The organism is Ruminococcus sp. (assembly GCF_024691275.1).
Taxonomy (GTDB): Bacteria; Bacillota; Clostridia; order Oscillospirales; family Ruminococcaceae; genus Ruminococcus.
Genome location: NZ_JAILNU010000041.1, coordinates 1 through 20019 on the forward strand (window position 1 = coordinate 1; position 20019 = coordinate 20019).

A 20019-nucleotide genomic window follows, 5' to 3' on the forward strand; every position below is an offset into this window, starting at 1 on the left:
AGATCTCCATTGCTATTGCCACTCCTTGTTCCTCCTGTACACAAGCTCTTTCTCTTATTATACAGGATTTTTATTTTAGTGGCTCATTTTTTTATTATCATTTTGAGGCTAACTGGCTCAGTTTTATTTTAGCATACATAGTCATCATCGTGCTTGTTGTGCTGCTGCTGATAAAAAGTGTATTTTCGCTTGCTGTTCCGAAGAATTACACCGAGACTGTAAAAACAGGCGGTGAGATCGAAGCGAAGTATCTCAAAAACGGCGCCTATAAAACCGCATACATCGAATACAAGGTGCTTGAGAACTATGATAAATATGAGATATACTACCCCGAAGAACTGACCTCTGCGGAAAGGAAATATCCTGTTATTGTAGTAAGCAACGGAACGGGTGTGAAAGGCTCTCAGGCAAAGGCTGTATTTGAGCATTTTGCAAGCTGGGGCTTTATCGTTATCGGCAACGATGAGGCATATTCGTGGAACGGTTTTGCATCGGATATGAGCCTGAGTTTTCTGCTCAAATGCAATAATGACAGAGAGAGCATTTTCTATCAGAAGATAGATACCGACAACATCGGTTCTCTTGGTCATTCTCAGGGCGGTGTGGGTGCGATCAATACCGTGACAGATACCAAGCACAGTGATCTGTATAAGACTGTTGTTGCGGAAAGTCCCACAAATCCGGAGCTGTCGGTAAGTCTTGAATGGGATTACGATATATCAAAGGTGAATATTCCCATTTTCATGGTCGCAGGCACAAAGGGCGATTTTGAGATGAAAACGGTCATTCCGACTGAAAAGATGCCTGAGATGTATGAGCAGATCACCGCACCGAAAGCAATGGCAAGGAAGAATGACTGCGAACACAGCCATATGCTGTATTCTGCTGACGGATATGTGACAGCGTGGCTCATGTGGCAGTTGCAGGGTGATGAAGAAGCGGCAAAGGCGTTTATCGGTGATAAGCCTGAATTGTTTGATAATGAGTTGTATCAGGAGCAAAGGATCAATCTTGAAACGGAATCAGCAACGCCCTGAATAACAGCACGATCCCCCTCATCATTGGAATGTAACAGTTCCTTTGGTAAGGGGGATTTTTTGTATATGTGGAAAACGGCTTGCTTTTTCAGAGCATATGAAGTATAATAGTAGGGTACATATAGAAGCTTAGTAGTAAGACACATACACCTTAGTAGTAAAATTGGTAGTAAAAAACTCCTACTACTTGCGATAAGTGCGGACACTCCGCAAAAATCCTTAGTAGTAAAACACCCCGATTTCTACTACTATTTTACTACTAACGATGTCCGCAGTTTGCAAAAACTTGCCGCGTTTTGTAGTTATCGCCTTGTTCTGCCAAATTGGTAGTAGGAAAGAAAAGCTTCGATATACCGCGCAAAATACGGCAATACAGAGCAAATCAGAGAGGAAAAAACGTATGATAAAAGTTATGTTCGTATGCCACGGCAACATCTGCCGCTCGCCTATGGCAGAGTTTATAATGAAAAAAATTGTAACAGACGCAGGTCTCAGCGATGACATATTCATTGCATCAAGCGCGACCAGCACTGAGGAGCTCGGCAATCCCGTCTATCCGCCTGCACGTTCGGAACTTTCCGTACATGGTATCGGCTGCTCGGGCAAGACAGCGGTGCAGCTGAGGAAGAGCGATTACGAAAAGTACGACCTATTCATTGGCATGGATACGGCAAATATCCGCAACATGAACCGAATTTTCGACAATGACAAAGACGGAAAAATATACAAGCTCCTTACCTTTGCAGGACGCAGCAATGATGTTTCAGACCCATGGTACAGCCGAGATTTTGCCACTGCTTACGCCGATATCGAGGAAGGCTGCAAAGGACTTCTTGACTACCTTAGAGAGGAAATATTATGAAATACACAGTACTTGAAATATTTGAAGAAGACTACGGCTGTGAGGGAGTTCCCGAAAACGAAGAACCCATGTGCAGTGTTCTTGTACGTAATGAAAACGGCATTGAGAAATGGCTGAAAATATCGGATAATTATCTTACTCAGCACAATATCCGCAAAGGCGAAGCTATAGAATGGAACGAATGACTTATTTCTCGTCTTTCATCATAAAAAAAGCCAGATTCTGTCTGCCGCGATCTCCGCGTCGATAGGAATAATATGAGTTTCCGCAGCAGGTACATATGCCTGTCATGCGAATATTGTTGCAGCAAATACCATCTTGCCCGGCTTTAAGCGATATAGCGCGTCCAAGACTGAGGTATAAGCGATCGTTGTTCATACTGAATATACTTTTCAGTTCATTTTCGCTGAAAGACACCGCTCCGCAGCAGCGCCAAGTCTCGTCATAGTTTCAACAGCGTTTCGCAGGAGATCACCGGCCGCAGCCTGTCTGCCGCAGTGAAGCAGCCCGATAACACCTACCGACTCATCATAAAGATATATTGGTACACAGTCCGCAGCGATAATACTCAGCACCAGTCCCCTGCAATTTGTCACAAGGCCGTCAGTTACGGTAAAGGGGTCTTCCCTGACAACTCCGCAGCCTCCGTGCTCAAAGCCTGCGACGGCAACTTTTTCCCCGCCCGCCTGATAAGGTCTCACGATCCTGCCGACAGACACGCCGAGCTCTTTGCTCAGGGAAATATAATCCTCCGACGGAGGATCATCAGCTTTTTCTCTTGTCCACACCCCTGAATTTCCGGCAGTAAAACCGCCGAATGCAAATCCGTCATCAATTATGATATCTTTTCTCATTAAAGGACCTCCTGCACAGTGTCGTATTACCGACCGCATATAATTCAAAAAGCTCCGATGCCGCTAATAAAGGCATGGAGCTTTTATCATATCATTCGTTATTTTTTGCCTATGAAGTTTTCGTCGTAAAACTCGGATTTTTTCTGTATTTCCTCTACAAAAATATCGGCGCCCATCTCCTCGCACAGTGTCGGAGTATCCGAAAACAGGTCTGTACCGAGTCCAAGCCTGTCCCCGTCAATTGTACAGCCTATAGCCGAAAGAGTAGTCGGGAACATATCCATTGCACAGAACGTTCTGTTTTTCTCATAAACAGGCACCTTTTGAGAATTGATTATGCAGTTGCAGGTAGTTCTGAGGTATCCGTCATCGTCAAATCTCACCCCGTCAATGCACAGTTCCGAGAGGTGATCTCCGACAATGATAACGACCGTATCTTCCCAATAAGGCTTTTCGGACAGCCATTTGATAAGGTCTGCCGTCTGACGGGACGAACAATTTATAGCCGCAGCAAAATCATTCTTTATTTTCGGGTCACACAGCTCACAGCGCATACCCTTTTCGACCGAGTGCGTATCAACGGTATACATTGATACACAGAAAGGAGCATCTTGTGCTGCAAGCTCATCAATATGTTCTTTTACCAGTGGGAACAGCAGGCTGTCCTGTAATCCCCACGGATGGATATAATTCTCGGGAACTTTACCGTCAGCCATTGCATTTTTAACATCATACACTTTACTGTTGTCATAACGTCCGACATAAGTATTATATCCGGCAAAATTAGTATTTTCGCCTCGTATAAACAGCTGATTATAGCCCTCATCGTGCAGGACATCTTCCAGTCTTCTCAGCGAACCGAGCATCGAGGACATCTTAGCCGCCATATTATTATGCTCCAGCTTCAGGACAGATGTCAGCGGAACGCCGCTGGTCTGAGCAACTGTAGAACCCATAGTATACATAATTAACGGAAAGAATACAGACTGACCGCCGACTCCCGAACCATTTGAAAAGTTGATATTTTCCTTCTCAAGCTCATATACTTCAGGTATAAGGTCTTTAGGCTGATTGCCGCCGTGTTCAAAAGATGTATATGTATTCTCGAAGGATTCCATATAGATATACACCAGATTCTTTTTCTTATCCGGGAAATGGATAATATCCTGCGTCGGAGCTGCATAATGCTCCTCATATATCGAAGACACAGTCAAGTTACGCTTTATAAAAGTAAGCAGATCCAAAGAATCGCATATCCTCGACATTCCGCACACAAACACACCGCAAGATAAAAGGTATACGATCCATTTAGGAGAATATGATATCTTCATCTCTAACGACTGTTTCCTGTCAGGACTTCTGGACAAAAGTACATCAGCCTTTTCCCTGCGGTAGACCATTATCATAAACAGTAAAGCGACAAGTATCACAGCAGCCGCCATCAAAATGATCGCATTTCTGACATCGGAGCTGTAGCTGCCGTTCGCAAAGCGTATCGTGAAAAAAATGGTATCCATATCCATGGCACTAAAATTTCTGTCCAGATATTTTGACGCTGTAAACAGTGTTATACCGATCATAAATAAGGAAGTATTGATTATAGTATACTTCTTTGCTTTACGCTCGTTCTTGACCTTTATTCTTGAAAAGAGAGAATATTTTATCATCATCTCGTATAATTTCAATACTCTCCTGTCTTTCTTAGCGTAGAGCTTATGTATAAGAAGATTCAACTGCAATACAGCACCGAATGCAAGGAAATTGATGAACCAGTACATAGACCAGTAATTTTGGAATTCAGCCGAATCGCCCTCTATCATATACAAGAGGGTATTTACAGTACGATAGATCATGTACCCATAGATCGAAATGAATACGCAGCGGTAATCCCAGTGGAACGACCTGACAGGCGAACGAAACGGAAGGAAAAGCACGATCGTGCAAAGCGCAAGGAAACCCGCACACATAACAGCTTTTGAAGCCGCCATTACGTCACTAAACGGCATTATTGCCGCCGCAGATGAAGCTATAGCCAGAACGACCACAATGATCTTCCACAGGAAAGAGTTTTCCCTGATCCCTTCCCAATACAAATGAAGCCACTTAAAAATATCCAATTCAGATATTTTTTTGTTTTCGTCATACAACTTCATATGCATACCTCCTACATTCGAGATACAGGAACATATTCAACATAAATAAATCAACAAGTGCAAAAAGGCAGTTAAAAAGCACTATATTTCATTTCCCGTATAAGAACGTCCAAACAAACTATAAGAAATATTTTACCATATTTTCGAGTATTTTTCAAGTCTTAATAATTACAATTTTTTGTTTATATAATTGTAATATTTATCGCTTGATTTTTTTCATAAAATGAAGTAAAATGATATCATAAAAGCATTATCATAGCAATTATCTCCTTATTAAACAGTAATATAATCGCACAATTATTCACAAACACCAAAAACGTACCAACCGAAGTCACCAACCCTCACGGAAAGTGATCTCATACCAAAAGGAGTGATTACAGTATGAAATTTAAAGTAATGGGCGTAACAGCAGGCAGAAAAAACAGCAACAGTGAGATTTTGCTCAAAGAAGCTTTGCTCGCTTGTCAGGAACAAGGCGCAGAAGTGACAATGATAAATCTCAAGGATTACAATTTGCTCGACTGTACAGGCTGTACTTCTTGTACAATGGGAATGTCATTAGGCAAGAACACCGGTTGTTCTTTGAAAGATAAGGACGACAAAGACAAGATCATGAAGGTAATGCTCGATCAGGACGCAGTTATCTTTTCAGCACCGACGTATGCTCTGATGCCGTCGTCTTTATTCCTGAAGTTTATGCATCGTAATCTTGCTTATGAATCAGCATTTCTCACAAAGATAGGTGCAATAGCTCCCCGCGACCGAGTGGGCGCACTTATAGCTGTGGGAGGTTCTACCCGTTCATGGCAGTCGATGGCTCTGGAGTGTATGCAGGTCACAACAGTGACAAACAGCTTCAAAGTTGTGGATATGTTCATGGCAACACAGGTACCTGCTCCCGCGCAGGTGCTTCTGCACGACGAAATGCTTGCCCGTGCCAATGAGATAGGAAGAAATGTCATGAAGGCTCTTAATACACCTGCTGCGGAGCGCAAATGGTTAGGCGATCCCGAAGCAGGCTGGTGTCCGAACTGCCACAGCAACTGCTTATGCTTAGGTGAAAAGCAGTGGGGCGGCTTGCAGTATCCGATAGAATGTGCTGTATGCGGCGCAGGCGGTGATCTTGAAAAGACAGAGGACGGAAAGTGGAAATTCGTCATTGCTGCCAACGGACTTGAGCGTGACCGTACTACCGAAGAAGGCAGAGGCGTACACTGTGATGAGATAGCCGATGTTCAGGGCGGATTCTTTGCCGATCCCGAAAAGAGAAAAGCAGTTGAGGAACGGCTTCCGAAATACACAAAGATCACATTCAAAGGCATCTGAATATAAAGACAAGACCGTATCATATGATACGGTCTTTTTATGTTTACAGATTATGGCTGAGCTGTTCAAAAGTAATGCCGTATTTATAGGCTATCTCATGTGCATAGCTCTTACCGTCGGGCTTTTTATAGCTTATCTTATACGAACGCTCGCCGTTGTTGTTTTCCATGACGACACTTACCGCCTTACACACCGCCTTTTCCGCACTACTGAGTAAAGCAGCATTTTCTGCAAGCTCATGCATATGGGTGTTGAAACAAGTTCTCGTGCCCAGACAGCAAAGGTACTTTATAACGTCCTCCGCAATATACAGTGACTCTGTATGACTCGTAGTTGCAAATGACTCATTAAACAGCAGCAGGCTCTCACTGTCGGCAGTCCTGCATATCTCGTTGAATCTCTCCGCTTCCTCGCCAAGGCGTCCGAGCGAGACTGTTTGCGCCTCATCTACAGGAAAATGCGTATATATACCGCTGCATGGACGTATCACGGCAGATGCGGCAGGAACGAATACTCCGCTCTGATACAACAGGAAAAGCAGTCCTATTCCCTGAGTGAGAATAGTCTTGCCTCCGCGGTTAGGACCTGTAAGTATATGCACTGTCCTTTCTTTTGTAAACTCCATATCATTGCAGACGATATCCTCTTCGACAGTGCCTTTCATGCGGCATATAGCTAGTTTAACATTATAGAAATCCTTCAGTACCGTGTCGTCAGCCGATACACTGCCGCCGCAGCACGGTACGCCAAGTTTGATAAGTTCCTTTTCCAGTTCGATAAAACGCAGATAGAACAGCAGCTCGTCAGCAAGAGAAGAAAGCGCCTTTCCACTGACATCGACATACCTGTTCAGTACCTTTTTCAGCTTTCCTGACATTGAAGGCAGCATACGTTCGATAATGGTATTGAGATTATTCATAAGCGGACTGTCCGTTGGGCGATTCGTTGGTGAAGGTATACCGCGGTATTTCTGCTCCATCCAGTCAAGTCCATCTTTGTGCATTTCCATGCTGAACGGCAGAAGCTCCTTATCGTTTATCCTGTCTTTATGGAAGTTAATGAAGCGTTTCAGAACGCCGTGACGCTCGAAATAAAAGCTGTTAAGTGTCAATATTCCTGTTTCCTTAGGATAGAACTCATTATCGAGATTAACACCTATGGTGATACTCTTTATATTGTTTATATCATCGCATACTGCCGAAATATCCTCTGCAAGCTCGTCAAAGCCGCTATTGTCATAAAGCTCACTGATATAGCCTGCGAACCTTTTCATACCCTCTGATCTGAATTCACGTCCCGCAATAACTTCTTTTATTTTCAGAACAGAGTTTATATAGCCTTCAAGTGCTTTCAGTCTGGTCAGCAGCTCCATCATGGTTGAACCGCTGTCAATTTTCGGAGCACTGTCCGCTGAATAGAAGCGCATTGCATCGAATATATGATAAAGCTCTTCACAGAGTTCCTCGTCATCTTTAAGCTCGGAATATACCTCCCTGCGGTAGTTTATTGTACGCTCGTCCACAGGCATTTCAAGGAGTATACGCTTTATAACGGAATATTCAGTTGAATTTCCGGTGATATTCTCTGCGATAAAACCGATAGAAAGGTCATTTTCTGCATTTTTTCCGATTTTGAAATAGATGCTGTTTTCGTCAGGAGATAGCAAACTGAAGCTTCTTATGTCATTGTTTTGCGAATTTGACATGATACTACACCTTTCCTTGTATAATTTTTTATATTATATCATGAATACAGGCTTTTTTCAAGAGATAATCACCGTAATTTTGGTATACAGCGGATAATATTATAAATTTTATGTTAATTCCTACTCATAAATATTGACATATGCAAAGTGAAATGTTAAATTTAAAGTGGATAGGTATATCCGCAAAAAAGCTTACAGAAAGGGTGGTATTTATGAAAAAACTGATGTCTTTTATCACTTCAATGGCAATGACGCTCTGCATTGTATCCATTATGCTCTCCGCAGCCGTACCCATTGCAGACTCAGCCGATGACAAGCCTGTCCTGACCGCAGGAAATATGGGTGCTGTCAGTTTTGACGGTATCACCGTTGAGCTTGACGGAGATGCCATATTATTCACGACAGAATTTGAAAATACAGAAATACTTGTCAGTACGCAGTCAGAGATACACCTCAGCAGATCATCTGACGCATTTATTTTCAGACCTCTGAACGACGGAAGGTATGTTGTCGCAATAGTCCGCGATATTCCCTGTGAACCGCCGAAGCCAAATTCTATATGGTTCCCGCCCGTTGAGGCATTCGCGTATGAGATACTTATAAACAACAGCATCGTAAACATCGAGGGAATGCACAAATTATACGAATCGAAAGGCGAAAACTACAGCACAGTGATCGAAAGCTTCCTGCCTAACGATATCTCCTTTACGAACTATGGAGATTTCGGCTCAATATTCGGAGCTTTCTATCTCAATGTCTGCCTTTCCAACGGTCTTGACCCGATATTTCTGTACTATATCAGAGAAGGCAGCACCGCAGCAAATGTCGCCGAAGAATCCATGATAACCTCAAACGAACCGAACGCCGAAGCGTGGTACTTAGTTGGTGACAAGTATGAAAGGAGCTATGGCAACAATATGTCGAACAATGAATTTCCTTCTATCGGCAAAAAGGGTCTGCCGACAAAGGAGTTCGATATCTCCCCCGTTATATACAGCGAATCTCCGCCTGACGGATCATTAAAGATAATTCTTTGCGAGGATAAAAAAACAAAAGTATATGAGATCGACTATAAAGGCTACGATCCTGTCCCTTCAACTCTGAAAAAAACCGAATGTCCTGAAAACGATATAAATGCAGACGGAAACTTTAACATAGCGGACGTTTTGCAGTTTCAGAAATACCTTCTTGGAAATGACGATTCTTACGTATTCAACTGGAGAGCAGCTGATATGAACAACAACGGAGTTCTTGATGTTTTTGACCTGATACAACTAAAAAAAGCTCTTATCGCCTTGGATTCCTGATAATATATTCACACTGAAAGGGTGGTATTTATGAAAAAAATGATATCTTTACTTACATCATTCGTATTTTCTCTCTGTATCATGTCTAATTTCTTCACTGCTTCCATTGCACACTCAGCCGACGAAGCCCGCATTCTTACCGCAGGAAATATCGGGCTTTCAGACCTCTGCCCTACAAAGATAGAGCTCCGTGATGACTGCATATATATCGGTATGTATGACGAAGAACTGTACGTAACTACCTGCGATGAATTCTCATGCAGCTGGAAAAATGAAGACGGCTATTATTTCACTCCTGTCCCTGACGGGAAGTATCAGATATTTTTCCCATACGGCGGTACACTTGCTCATATCCAAGCCATCAGTTACCTGATCGAATGTCACGATAATACTGTAGATATCCGCTTAAACAGCCTTATGACATTCGACAGAGAAGCAGATTCAAGAAGCATGAGCATAACAACTTCCGACAGCAAAACAGCTACATATGAAATAAAAACGTTATCGGATATCGTTCCTGTAGTATATTATGATATGCACCTATTCTTTGATGAAGACTACTGGTTTGAGTATTCCATTGAACGAGGCGACGGAGCTTTTTGCCAATCATTGTATATGCCGCTATATAATAATGACGATATTGTTAAAATAACCGATTCAACATTTATAGACACGGCTTGCATCAAATACGCACAAGGTGAACTCCTTTCGGAAAACGCACCTGTTCCACAGAAGATCTACTCGGTTGAAAGCAGCATTTGGTATCCTATGACGGGCGTGACCATTCCTGAATCCGTATACGTTGACATTATCAGGACAAATGGCTATGATAAAAGCTATATCAGCTATACAATACAGAATGGTATGATACAGCCGACAACTCTGAAGATCACAAAAGGTACGGACTTCGATCTGAATCTCGATAGAGAATTCAACGTAGCCGATGTGGTCATGCTGCAAAAGCAGCTTCTCGGCAACCGTATATACGAGCTTACGAACTGGCGGGCAGCTGATATCTGCCAAGACGGAGTTGTTGATGTGTTCGATCTTGTACTCATGAAAAAAGCGCTGCTTGCTTCACAGAACTGAATATAAAAAACGAGCGCCCTCATGATATGAGGGCGCTTTCCGCATGAACGGAAGATCATGTTTGACTTTTTGCACTAACAATGATATACTTTAGGATACAGAATGAAGAACAGGAGGCAGCGAATATGCTGTATTATATGTTCAACAAACCGCAGGGCTGTGTAACTGCGCGGCGTGACGCGGTACACAGAACTGTAATGGACTACTTTCCTGCCGAGCTGACGGACAGGCTCCACCCTGTGGGCAGACTTGACAAGGACACCTGCGGACTGCTGATAATCACCGACGACGGCGACCTCGACATGAAGATAATGCAGCCTGAAAAGCATATCAGCAAGACGTATTTTTTCTATGCTGTAGGAAGTATCAGCGACGAAAAGATACAGCTTCTTGAAAACGGCATACCTATGGCTAATTTCACAACAAAAAACGCTGTTTTCTGCTTCGGGAAAGAATACCGCATACGCAGCCTTGAAGAGTTCATACCTGATGAAAAGCATGAGAAATACATGAAAAATCCTGAGGGACCTGCCTTTTCCGCAACTCTTACTATCTGCGAAGGAAAAAAGCATGAGATCAAAAGGATGCTTGAGGCTGTCGGCTGCAAGATATTCTATCTTCGCCGCGACAGGATCGGAGCCCTCTCCCTTGACCCTTCCCTGAAAGAAGGAGAATACCGTCAGCTTACCCCAAACGAACTTAAACTGCTAAAAACGTAACGCACTACAGATCGGAGGAATAATATGAAACTTTTCAGGACCATCACTTCTACAGTCATCTCAGCGCTCGTCATAGTCAATTCTGCTTCAGCATCTGCAACTGTTCTTGCAGCCGCTCCCACGGAGATAAGCAGGCTTTCCGACGAGACACTCCGCTTCTACGATTACTGGAAGAGCAAATACCTTGTGAAGAACCCATACTCCCACGATGAAACCCAGTACTATGTATTTTACGGTGATGAAACCTATGCCAAAGCGGGTCACGAAGTACCTGTGACTGTTTCCGAAGCGCACGGCTACGGAATGCTCATAGCAGCTTCAATGGCAGACTACGACAGCGAAGCGAAGGAAATCTTTGACGGTATGTACCGCTATTACAAGGCATATCCCAGCAGCATCGGGCATAATCTTATGGCATGGCAGCAATCCGACAACGGTTCCGCACTTGTCAACTCCAACGGAGCCGACTCCGCGACCGACGGCGACCTTGACATCGCCTACTCTCTGCTCATGGCAGACAAGATATGGGGCAGCAGCGGCGTGATAAACTACAAAAAGGCAGCAATAGACGCTATCAACGACATCATGAAATACGACGTGAATCAGGAGGAATGGCTGCTGCGTCTTGGCGACTGGGCGTATGATGTAGAAAAGGGCGACAAATACTATTCAGCCACCCGTTCTTCGGACTTCATCGTGCAGTATATGCCTGTATTTGCCGAAGCCACAGGCGACGACCGCTGGCTGAAGCTCTACAGCGGCACATACAGTATCATAAACAGCATCACAGACGCATACGGAACAGGTATACTGCCTGATTTCATCATCAAGGACAAAAACGGCAGCTTTGTACCAGCCCCTGCAAACTTCCTTGAAAGCGAAAACGACGGCAACTACTATTACAATTCCTGCCGAACTCCGTGGCGAATAAGTATGGACTGCCTTATAAACAAAAATGCAGACGCAAAGAAGTTTGCCGACGCGCTCAACTCCTTCATAATAAATAAGACAGGCGGCGACCCATGGGAGATAATGGCTGGCTACACACCCAAAGGAGAAGCGATTTCCGACTGGAACGACCTTTGCTTTGATGCACCTTTTATTATAGCAGCAGCCTGCAGCGAAGACAAAACATGGCATAACGAGGTGCGAAAAATGTGTCTTGAATATGAGGACGACGCTTATTACGGCGATACTATCACTATGCTTTGCCTGATAGTCGATGACGGAGGCTGGATAGTTCCCGAAAGTAAAGCCGAACCTGTTATGGGCGATGTCAACTGTGACGGTGTATTCAATATCGCAGATGTTACAGCCGTTCAGAAATGGTTGCTCAACAGCAGCACCGACCTGAAAGACTGGAAGGCAGCCAACTTCATCGACGATAACAGACTTGATGTTTTCGACCTTTGTGCTATGAAGCGCGAGCTGCTCAGACAACAGAGCAATTGACAATTGACACATGAAAAAGATTGTGATATAATGTGAAAGCCGATTCAGAACGGCATTCGTCAAACTCACAACGACGGATAAGACCGCAGATGCTCAATCTGCTGTTTTATCCGTTTTTTTATGGAGGTCAAAATGAAAAACAATGATTTCACAAGTGGTGCGATCTTATCAAAGCTGCTTAAATTCATGCTGCCTGTACTTTTCGCCATGTTCCTGCAAGCGATGTACGGAGCTGTAGATCTGCTCGTAGTCGGACAATTCGGCACAACAGCAGATGTTTCGGCAGTATCAACGGGCTCGCAGATAATCACGACGCTGACAAATCTCATAGTCAGCTTTTCAATGGGCATCACAGTAGCCGTAGGCCAGCGTATCGGACAGAAGCGTCCCGAGGAAGCAGCGCGGACTATCGGAACAGGACTTGTTATTTTCGCACTTACAGGACTTATCTTAACAGTGATAAGCTTTATCGGTGCATCAGGGCTTGCCGCTGTCATGCAGGCACCAAAGGAAGCCTTTGAAGTAACCGTAAACTATATAAGGATATGCGGCGGCGGATTTGTAATAATAACCGCATACAATCTCCTCGGCAGTATTTTCCGCGGTCTCGGGGATTCAAAAACGCCGCTCATAGCGGTCGGCATAGCCTGTGTATTCAATATAATCGGCGACCTTTTATTTGTGGCAGTCTTCAAGCTCGGAGCATCGGGAGCTGCACTTGCGACCGTAGCCGCACAGCTTATCAGCGTTCTTGTGTCGCTTATAATGATACGCCGCGCGAAGCTTCCGTTTGAGTTCCACAAGTCGGATATAAAGCTTAACAAGAGCTATGCATCTGTTATATTCCGCATCGGAAGTCCCATTGCATTGCAGGATTTTCTTGTAGGCATATCCTTTCTGGTAATGCTCGCCATAGTCAATCGTCTTGGCGTTACAGCCTCGGCAGGTGTGGGAGTTGCGGAGAAGGTATGCGTGTTCATTATGCTCGTACCTCTTGCTTTTATGCAGTCCATGACAGCGTTCGTGGCGCAGAATTACGGTGCGGGACTGCTCCCGAGAGCGCAGAAGGCTCTGAAAACGGGTATCATCGTATCCTTTGCATTCGGCATTGCAATGTTTCTGCTCACATTTTTCCGCGGCGATCTTCTTGCATCAATATTCTCAGGAAAAGCCGACACGGTCAGGGCAGCGTGGGATTACCTTAAAGCCTATGCGATAGACTGCTTGCAGACCTGTTTCCTGTTCTGTTTTATCGGATACTACAACGGCATCGAAAAGACAAAATTTGTAATGCTGCAAGGTCTGTGCGGAGCATTTCTCGTAAGGATACCCGTAGCATTTCTCATGCAGCAGATAGGCGGAGATTCGCTGTTCCTCATCGGACTCGCCATACCCTGCTCGACCGCATTGCAGATAATCATGTGCTTTGCAGCATACCGCCATTTCAACAAAAGCGCCATGTCTTCAGAGGAACGCACATAAGATCAGCCCGAAACAGTCGGATATGGACTGTTTCGGGCTTTATCTTTACTTATTCTTATTCTTTTTTCCGCGTTTTGTCAAAACGATGATACCACACAGCACCAGAACCGATCCAAGTACACCTATACCAATAGCCAGTTCCGCCTGATCTGTGAGCACGAGACCTCCGTCTTCCGTGGTAGTATAGCTGAAACCTGCTGCACGGAAAGCTGCGTCAACGTCTTCGGCTATAACAACATGGCCGCTTTCATTCGGGTGTATATCAAACGAGCTCATATTGGTAAGCTCGCCTGCTCTCCCCTTGAAATCAGCTGCAACATTTATCACGGTATACCCGCTTGAAGAATTGTCAGAAATGATAGAGTTGAGCTTGCCGATCTTATCGGTGGAGAAATCCGTTACCATTTTGACGCTGCTGAAGTATTCCAGCGGGTCGTAAAGAGTCTGTATAAAGACAGTTCCCTTTGTTCTTTTGCAGAGCTCAACAGCTATGATCTTGAGATTGCTGTCGAACTTTGTAAGAGCATTATCAACATCTCCGCCCATGCTGAGCAAAGATGAAGCCGCACCCAAAAAGTCGAAATTCTCATAATCAAATGAGCTTGCATCTGTTATGCCCATACTTGCCATAGCTTTCAGAACAATGCCCAGCAGGTCATTGCCGCCGATAGAAATAACGATAGCGTCGCTGTCTTTCAGGTCGCTGTCCAGTTCACCGCTCTGTATAAGCTCGACAAGGTCAGACGAAGTTGCTCCCGAAACGGCTTTATTCACCATTACGTGTTCGCATTTGCCTTTAAGCTCGGTCTCATATTTTTCTTTAAGTATATTTGAGTAGGAACGGCAGTGGTAGTTATCGGAAGACGTATACCCGTCCAGCCCGTATCCTGCCGCGATAGAATCGCCGAGGAACAGCATCTTGGGCGGAACTTCTGTATTATGCTTTACTTCTTTCTGAGATGATTCCGTCATAGAACATGATACAAGCGAAGCTGACAGTATTGCTGCACTTATAAATGCTGTGATCTTTCCGAACATAATATTCCTCTCCTTATATGCAAAAATTGCCTGATTTGTTTATCTGCAAGGGCATTAAGACAAAATAAAATGAATGCTTTTGCAATCATTATAGCATATAATTAAAAAAATAGCAATAATTTTGCCGCACACAGTTTTCCGAAAACTAAAAAATTCCATTGACATTCCACATTACATATGCAAAAATATAATTAAAGTGAGACATTTCACGCTTTTTGTCGTCTAATAATTAAAGAGACAAGATCATCTCCCTTTTGAAAGGAGTATTATATGGATAACGGTGCAAGTAGCTACCGCCGTTTCCTTGATGGTGATAAAGATGCTCTTATTGATATAATCAGCGATTACAGAGAAAGCCTCGTGCTGTTTCTCAGCAATTACATAACCGATTTCGGTCTTGCTGAGGGAACCGCAGAGGAGACTTTCGTAAAGCTCTATGTAGACAAGCCGCGGTTTGCAGGAAGATGCTCCTTTAAAACTTGGCTTTTCACGATCGGAAAGAATGCTGCGCTGGACAAGCTAAAGCAGCTCGCAAAGCACCCGTCGATACCGCTTGACAATTTCTATGATGCTGCCGATAAAGAGAATATAGAGCGGGATTATATCCGTAATGAAGAAAAGATACAGCTTCTCAGGGCATTGGAAAAGCTGAAAGATGATTACAGGCAGGTACTGTATCTGGTATACTTCGAGAATTTCAGCAACACAGAAACGGCTAAGATCATGGGCAGATCAGAAAGACAGGTAAGGAATCTTCTCTATCGTTCAAAGGAGTCTTTGCGTAATATTCTGGAAAAGGAGGGCTTCAGATATGAGGGAATATGACGAAACTACGTTGAAAGTCGCAAAGAGAGTATTTGAAAAGGGCGACGAGATACTTGCACAGCGCAGGAAAAGAGCCGCTAAGATACGTCATATCACATATGCATTTTCCGGTATGTGTGCAGCTGTCATCGTCGGGATCGGCGTATGGCGTTTCTCATCATCTGTAAAAGTACCCTATGACAGTGATATCATAGCCTCCACCGAGACTACCACTGCTCAGAGCACAGTTATCACCACATCTGAAACAAGCACATCAGTGACAAAGACAACAACTGCTCCCGTGAAAAGCAGCACTGCCACAAAAACTGCTGTCATTACATCATCCTCAGCATCAACTGCCTTCACAGCGTCCCATACAAGACTTACGACCACTGCAAGAACGGCAGTCACCGCAACATCTTCATCGGCTGTTACGGTGTCATCAAGTTCAAATGCCAATGTTTCGTCAACTGCTCTCCCCAAGACTACCACGAAAGTAACTCTCTCAAAAGGTGAGGGAGCTGAAACACATACGCACCCTGAAAATCCAACAGAAATAAGTTCGGAACATACCACAAGGACGGGTGTTGTCGTATGCACAACAGGACCGCATGATATGTCGGTCACAACCATAAATAATACCGAATCATTTGATATAAAAGAGATCTTCCGTTCATCAGCAGCAACTGTTGAGGTAAAAACGGACAAACTGAATTATTATGTAAAGCAGGGAGCGCGCGTTTCCCCTGAAAGGATAGACCGCCGAAGAATATATATGTCCACAGTTAAGATAAAAGTAACCGATTCCCAAATCCAGTGCTATACTATGGAAGTGTATGACCTTACAGACACCGACAGGAATGAAGCTGTAGCGGTAAGGCTGTTTGATACAAACGAATACTACCTTTTCACCAACCCTTCATATGATGAATAAAACGTCGAAAACGGCAGATAAAGTAAAAAAGTCCACTCATAGAGCGGACTTTTTATTATCATCTTTCTTTTCTGCTTTATATAAGAGGGAGCTTAACATTTGCCGTAAACATATCGCCGTCGATGACTATCTCAAATATACCGCCGCAGGCTTCTGTAAAGCTTTTAGCGATAGACAGTCCCAGACCGTTTCCCTCGGTGGTACGGGACTTATCACCTCTTGTAAAGCGTTCTGTTATCTCCTCGGGAGTGAAGTTCATTTCCTCAGCGGATATATTCTTCACTGAAATATTTGTATAAGCACTGTCATTGACAAGAGTGACATATATCCTTGTACCGTCCATAGAGTATTTCAGTGCATTGTCGATAAGATTCTGTAAAACGCGGTAAAGCTTCTTTCCCTCAGCCACAACAGGTGCCGACTGATTACTTATATCTGTGCGGACATCTCTGCCCGAGCTATTTATCTTATCAGCCATATCTCCCAGCACCTGCTGAGTAAGTATAACTGCATCAATTTGTTCACTGTTCACATCTGTTCGGCTCGCAGCCTTTGCCAGATCAAAAAGGTCGGAGACCATTGATTTAAGGCGGTCGGACTTCTGACTGATAACAGCTACATAGTCTTTTGCGGCAGGGCTCATGTCCTCAGCAGAAAGCAGGTCTATATAGCTTATTATGGAGGTCAGCGGCGTTTTGAGGTCATGGGACACATTTGTTACCAGTTCTATCTTCATTCGCTCGGACTGCACCTGCTTATCGACTGCTGTTTTTATGCCGTCGGATATATTGTTGAGGTTGTTTGTCATACTATAAGCAGGAGAATTATCGGCAACTGTCCTCGGAGAATAGTCACCGCCGTTCATATCCGATATCTGCTGTGCAACACTTGCGACTGCTTCATGATCGCGGATACTTAAAAAGACATATCCCACTAATGCAATGAAAGATAAGAGTAAAAATCCATTCTCATTCCTTGACGAAAGTGTTATAGCAGCGATAAACAATTCAATTACTACAGCTATTGCTGTGCGGATAATGAATCTGCGTGTGAAAATGTTTTTTTCAAGATGTTTTTTATCAAAAGCCGAAATTACTTTTTTTATCTTGCGACAACAGTACAAAATTATTCTTCCTGTCAGCGAGTTCTTCCAGAATTCTCGGCATTTAATGCGTGTAACAAGTGTTATGATACATCCAAGACCAACAGCATATCCGGAGGTGAGTATAACGCTTAAAATAAATGCGCTCATATCGAAGTTAGGATAATATTTATCAAACATATCCATGAAACGTTCAAAATGCTCTAATGTCAGAACCACACCTGCAATAGCACCAATTATAAGAAGCACAGGCAGTTCTGCAAATATCTTATCCATCATGGATATAGTGAACTTCTTTTCTTTTTCGTTATATCCACAGCAAACCAGCAATATAAGAGCTATCACACCCGCAATGACTGCAAACGGTATGAGCATCATTAAAGAGTGAACACTATGCTGCTCTGTATCTTCACGTTGCTTTGAGTACTGTTCATACTCGGCGATCATACTATTTGTTGGCTTGATGTAGATAGTAATGTCCCTGTCATTCTGTTCATTCTGAGTGAATACATTTTTATTTACCTTGAACCACTCGCGGCTGCTCTTATCATAAAACATATAAACATCCGTATCTGTCACATCTGCCATATCATTTATTTCAGTATATGTTTCTTCGCCATCGTTATTGGATGCACCTATATAATTCCCGTTTTCATCATACCTCTCGCTTGGGAGAATGACTTTTTTCTCAGAATCGGGATTAAAAGCATTATAAGCTTCTCTGTCAGCCACTGTAGCATTGCTTCCTTTGATACCTGGAACAGGTGTGCTGCCGTCTGTCTTATAGAATATTTCAGCTCCGTTATAATCTCTGTAGCTGTCAAGACCTGTAGTATCAAAATCAAAAATGGCAACAGCTCTTAGTGGAAGATTTCCGCCCAATCCGTAATAAGTCATACCGTAATTTGTGGTATACCAGTACTTTTCCGAACCATGAAGCCAATGCATCCCCTTTGGTATTACGCTGTTCCAGCCCTTGACATACTGCATAGAATAATCTGTTTTCAGCTCATCAGTGGTCATTTTAGTGTTTGTGAGAACTCTGTCGCCACAGCTTGCATAGTATTCAAATCCTGTCGGGTTCTTGATATCTACCTTGCCGTCATCTGTAATAAGTTCAAGATCACTTAGCGTATCACGCAGCGACTTTTCATAATCCTTTGAACAAGTGTATTTACCGGTTTTATCGGTATTGCGAAGGTATATGTTGCTCAGAGCCCAAAGCTGATCGAAAAGATAGTTCATATCGTCTGTATACTTATCCGAGTCCAGAACATCGGTGCGCTCGTTGCGATCACCTATCTCACGAACATTATCATTGACAATATGAAAGAACTGAAACAAACATACACCTGTGATAACGCAGGAAATTATAAATGCTATGACTCTTGATATTCTTTTTTTCAAGATCATAAAAGATCACTCCTATTGTTTCTCCATTTTGTATCCTATTCCCCAGACCACTTTCAGGTATCGCGGATCGCTGGGGTTTATCTCTATTTTTTCTCTGATGTGACGAATGTGTACCATAACGGTATTTTCAACGGAATAGGACTCATCGTTCCACACTCTGGAGTATATCTCCTCGGCAGAGAATATACGGCCTGCATTTTCCATGAGCAGTTCGGTGATCCTGTACTCAGTAGCGGTAAGCTTTACGGGCAAACCGTCCACAGACACCTGTTTTCCGTCCCTGTCCAGAGAAAGGCCTCCCAGACGCAGCACATTGTCATTTTTGAGGCCTTCCGCAGCACCGAGGGTCAGATATCGCCGAAGATTAGACTGCACACGAGCCACGAGTTCCATAGGATTATACGGCTTGGTTATGTAGTCATCTGCGCCCATTGAAAGGCCCAGTATCTTATCGCTGTCTTCGGATTTAGCCGACAGCACGATGATGGGGATATTCCTTGTAGTCCTTATCTTCATCATAGCGGACAGACCGTCCAGCTTCGGCATCATAACATCAATGAGTATGAGCTGTATATCGTTCTGCATCAGTGAATCAATAGCTTCAAGACCGTTATACGCCTTATATATCTTATAGCCCTCCCGCGAGAGCAGGGCAGCAATAGCGTTAACGATATCGTGGTCATCATCGACCACGAGTATAGAAGAGTTTTCAATATTTATCATGATAAAATCCTTTCATCGG

Annotated in this window: 18 protein-coding genes; 11 read left to right on the forward strand and 7 right to left on the reverse strand. The window is 43.6% G+C overall.

The genetic code is table 11. From position 1 onward, the window contains the following. The 3 genes from K6G33_RS05115 to K6G33_RS05125 form a co-directional block, all read left to right on the forward strand. The coding region (locus K6G33_RS05115) for a hypothetical protein (protein ID WP_296776977.1) at positions 1–1037 on the forward strand (1037 nt) is incomplete at its 5' end. Positions 1038–1437: 400 nt separating this feature from the next. After that, complete coding sequence (locus K6G33_RS05120) at positions 1438–1899, forward strand: low molecular weight protein-tyrosine-phosphatase (protein ID WP_296776979.1); 462 nt, start codon at positions 1438–1440, stop codon at positions 1897–1899. Next, positions 1896–2084 (forward strand): hypothetical protein, encoded by a 189-nt coding sequence (locus K6G33_RS05125; protein WP_296776981.1) that lies wholly within the window; start codon positions 1896–1898, stop codon positions 2082–2084. Before K6G33_RS05120 ends, K6G33_RS05125 begins: the two co-directional genes overlap by 4 nt. Before the next feature lies 1 nt (position 2085). Here K6G33_RS05125 and K6G33_RS15245 read toward each other — a convergent pair whose 3' ends face one another. From K6G33_RS15245 to K6G33_RS05135, 3 genes are all read right to left on the reverse strand, one after another. After that, complete coding sequence (locus K6G33_RS15245; RefSeq protein WP_367270477.1) at positions 2086–2277, reverse strand: laccase domain-containing protein; 192 nt, start codon at positions 2275–2277, stop codon at positions 2086–2088. A 14-nt stretch (positions 2278–2291) separates the two neighbouring features. Next, the gene (locus tag K6G33_RS05130) at positions 2292–2753 is read right to left on the reverse strand and encodes a laccase domain-containing protein (RefSeq protein WP_296776983.1); all 462 of its coding nucleotides are present in this window, start codon (positions 2751–2753) and stop codon (positions 2292–2294) included. A 98-nt stretch (positions 2754–2851) separates the two neighbouring features. Then, positions 2852–4906, reverse strand: a complete 2055-nt coding sequence (locus K6G33_RS05135; protein ID WP_296776986.1) for an LTA synthase family protein — start codon at positions 4904–4906, stop codon at positions 2852–2854. Positions 4907–5287: 381 nt separating this feature from the next. Here K6G33_RS05135 and K6G33_RS05140 point away from each other — a divergent pair, with 381 nt between their 5' ends. Then, on the forward strand, positions 5288–6232 hold the full coding sequence (locus tag K6G33_RS05140; RefSeq protein ID WP_296776988.1) for a flavodoxin family protein: 945 nt from the start codon (positions 5288–5290) through the stop codon (positions 6230–6232). Between the two features lie 43 nt (positions 6233–6275). Here K6G33_RS05140 and K6G33_RS05145 read toward each other — a convergent pair whose 3' ends face one another. Then, positions 6276–7937, reverse strand: coding sequence for a hypothetical protein (locus K6G33_RS05145; protein WP_296776989.1), 1662 nt, complete (start codon positions 7935–7937; stop codon positions 6276–6278). Positions 7938–8149: 212 nt separating this feature from the next. Between K6G33_RS05145 and K6G33_RS05150 the strand changes: the two genes are divergently transcribed. From K6G33_RS05150 to K6G33_RS05170, 5 genes are all read left to right on the forward strand, one after another. Further along, the gene (locus tag K6G33_RS05150) at positions 8150–9244 is read left to right on the forward strand and encodes a dockerin type I repeat-containing protein (protein WP_296776991.1); all 1095 of its coding nucleotides are present in this window, start codon (positions 8150–8152) and stop codon (positions 9242–9244) included. Between the two features lie 30 nt (positions 9245–9274). Further along, on the forward strand, positions 9275–10333 hold the full coding sequence (locus K6G33_RS05155; protein ID WP_296776993.1) for a dockerin type I repeat-containing protein: 1059 nt from the start codon (positions 9275–9277) through the stop codon (positions 10331–10333). A gap of 125 nt (positions 10334–10458) precedes the next feature. Next, positions 10459–11052, forward strand: a complete 594-nt coding sequence (locus tag K6G33_RS05160) for a pseudouridine synthase (protein ID WP_296776995.1) — start codon at positions 10459–10461, stop codon at positions 11050–11052. Between the two features lie 24 nt (positions 11053–11076). Beyond that, entirely contained in the window at positions 11077–12504 is a 1428-nt protein-coding gene (locus K6G33_RS05165) for a glycosyl hydrolase family 8 (RefSeq protein ID WP_296776997.1), read from the forward strand. Between the two features lie 132 nt (positions 12505–12636). Then, the gene (locus tag K6G33_RS05170) at positions 12637–13986 is read left to right on the forward strand and encodes an MATE family efflux transporter (RefSeq protein WP_296776999.1); all 1350 of its coding nucleotides are present in this window, start codon (positions 12637–12639) and stop codon (positions 13984–13986) included. Between the two features lie 45 nt (positions 13987–14031). Here the strand turns inward: K6G33_RS05170 and K6G33_RS05175 are convergent, their stop codons facing one another. Continuing rightward, on the reverse strand, positions 14032–15024 hold the full coding sequence (locus tag K6G33_RS05175) for an SGNH/GDSL hydrolase family protein (RefSeq protein WP_296777002.1): 993 nt from the start codon (positions 15022–15024) through the stop codon (positions 14032–14034). Between the two features lie 270 nt (positions 15025–15294). On the opposite strand from K6G33_RS05175, the gene K6G33_RS05180 reads away from it, so the two are divergent. Further along, the gene (locus K6G33_RS05180) at positions 15295–15849 is read left to right on the forward strand and encodes an RNA polymerase sigma factor (RefSeq protein ID WP_296777003.1); all 555 of its coding nucleotides are present in this window, start codon (positions 15295–15297) and stop codon (positions 15847–15849) included. Continuing rightward, positions 15836–16762, forward strand: coding sequence for a hypothetical protein (locus tag K6G33_RS05185; RefSeq protein WP_296777006.1), 927 nt, complete (start codon positions 15836–15838; stop codon positions 16760–16762). The genes K6G33_RS05180 and K6G33_RS05185 overlap by 14 nt, the downstream gene beginning before the upstream one ends. Positions 16763–16838: 76 nt before the next feature. Here K6G33_RS05185 and K6G33_RS05190 read toward each other — a convergent pair whose 3' ends face one another. Together K6G33_RS05190 and K6G33_RS05195 are read right to left on the reverse strand one after the other, a co-directional pair. Next, on the reverse strand, positions 16839–19277 hold the full coding sequence (locus K6G33_RS05190; protein WP_296777008.1) for a sensor histidine kinase KdpD: 2439 nt from the start codon (positions 19275–19277) through the stop codon (positions 16839–16841). A 12-nt stretch (positions 19278–19289) separates the two neighbouring features. After that, positions 19290–20000 carry a response regulator transcription factor gene (locus K6G33_RS05195; protein ID WP_296777011.1) on the reverse strand — a complete coding sequence of 237 codons (711 nt, stop codon included), beginning with the start codon at positions 19998–20000 and terminating at the stop codon, positions 19290–19292. Positions 20001–20019 lie beyond the last annotated feature (19 nt).

Coding starts and splice junctions, on each gene's coding strand:
- K6G33_RS05120 (WP_296776979.1), top strand. CDS start 1,438: ATGATAAAAGTTATGTTCGTATGCCACGGCAACATCTGCCGCTCGCCT.
- K6G33_RS05125 (WP_296776981.1), top strand. CDS start 1,896: ATGAAATACACAGTACTTGAAATATTTGAAGAAGACTACGGCTGTGAG.
- K6G33_RS15245 (WP_367270477.1), bottom strand. CDS start 2,277: ATGAACAACGATCGCTTATACCTCAGTCTTGGACGCGCTATATCGCTT.
- K6G33_RS05130 (WP_296776983.1), bottom strand. CDS start 2,753: ATGAGAAAAGATATCATAATTGATGACGGATTTGCATTCGGCGGTTTT.
- K6G33_RS05135 (WP_296776986.1), bottom strand. CDS start 4,906: ATGAAGTTGTATGACGAAAACAAAAAAATATCTGAATTGGATATTTTT.
- K6G33_RS05140 (WP_296776988.1), top strand. CDS start 5,288: ATGAAATTTAAAGTAATGGGCGTAACAGCAGGCAGAAAAAACAGCAAC.
- K6G33_RS05145 (WP_296776989.1), bottom strand. CDS start 7,937: ATGTCAAATTCGCAAAACAATGACATAAGAAGCTTCAGTTTGCTATCT.
- K6G33_RS05150 (WP_296776991.1), top strand. CDS start 8,150: ATGAAAAAACTGATGTCTTTTATCACTTCAATGGCAATGACGCTCTGC.
- K6G33_RS05155 (WP_296776993.1), top strand. CDS start 9,275: ATGAAAAAAATGATATCTTTACTTACATCATTCGTATTTTCTCTCTGT.
- K6G33_RS05160 (WP_296776995.1), top strand. CDS start 10,459: ATGCTGTATTATATGTTCAACAAACCGCAGGGCTGTGTAACTGCGCGG.
- K6G33_RS05165 (WP_296776997.1), top strand. CDS start 11,077: ATGAAACTTTTCAGGACCATCACTTCTACAGTCATCTCAGCGCTCGTC.
- K6G33_RS05170 (WP_296776999.1), top strand. CDS start 12,637: ATGAAAAACAATGATTTCACAAGTGGTGCGATCTTATCAAAGCTGCTT.
- K6G33_RS05175 (WP_296777002.1), bottom strand. CDS start 15,024: ATGTTCGGAAAGATCACAGCATTTATAAGTGCAGCAATACTGTCAGCT.
- K6G33_RS05180 (WP_296777003.1), top strand. CDS start 15,295: ATGGATAACGGTGCAAGTAGCTACCGCCGTTTCCTTGATGGTGATAAA.
- K6G33_RS05185 (WP_296777006.1), top strand. CDS start 15,836: ATGAGGGAATATGACGAAACTACGTTGAAAGTCGCAAAGAGAGTATTT.
- K6G33_RS05190 (WP_296777008.1), bottom strand. CDS start 19,277: ATGATCTTGAAAAAAAGAATATCAAGAGTCATAGCATTTATAATTTCC.
- K6G33_RS05195 (WP_296777011.1), bottom strand. CDS start 20,000: ATGATAAATATTGAAAACTCTTCTATACTCGTGGTCGATGATGACCAC.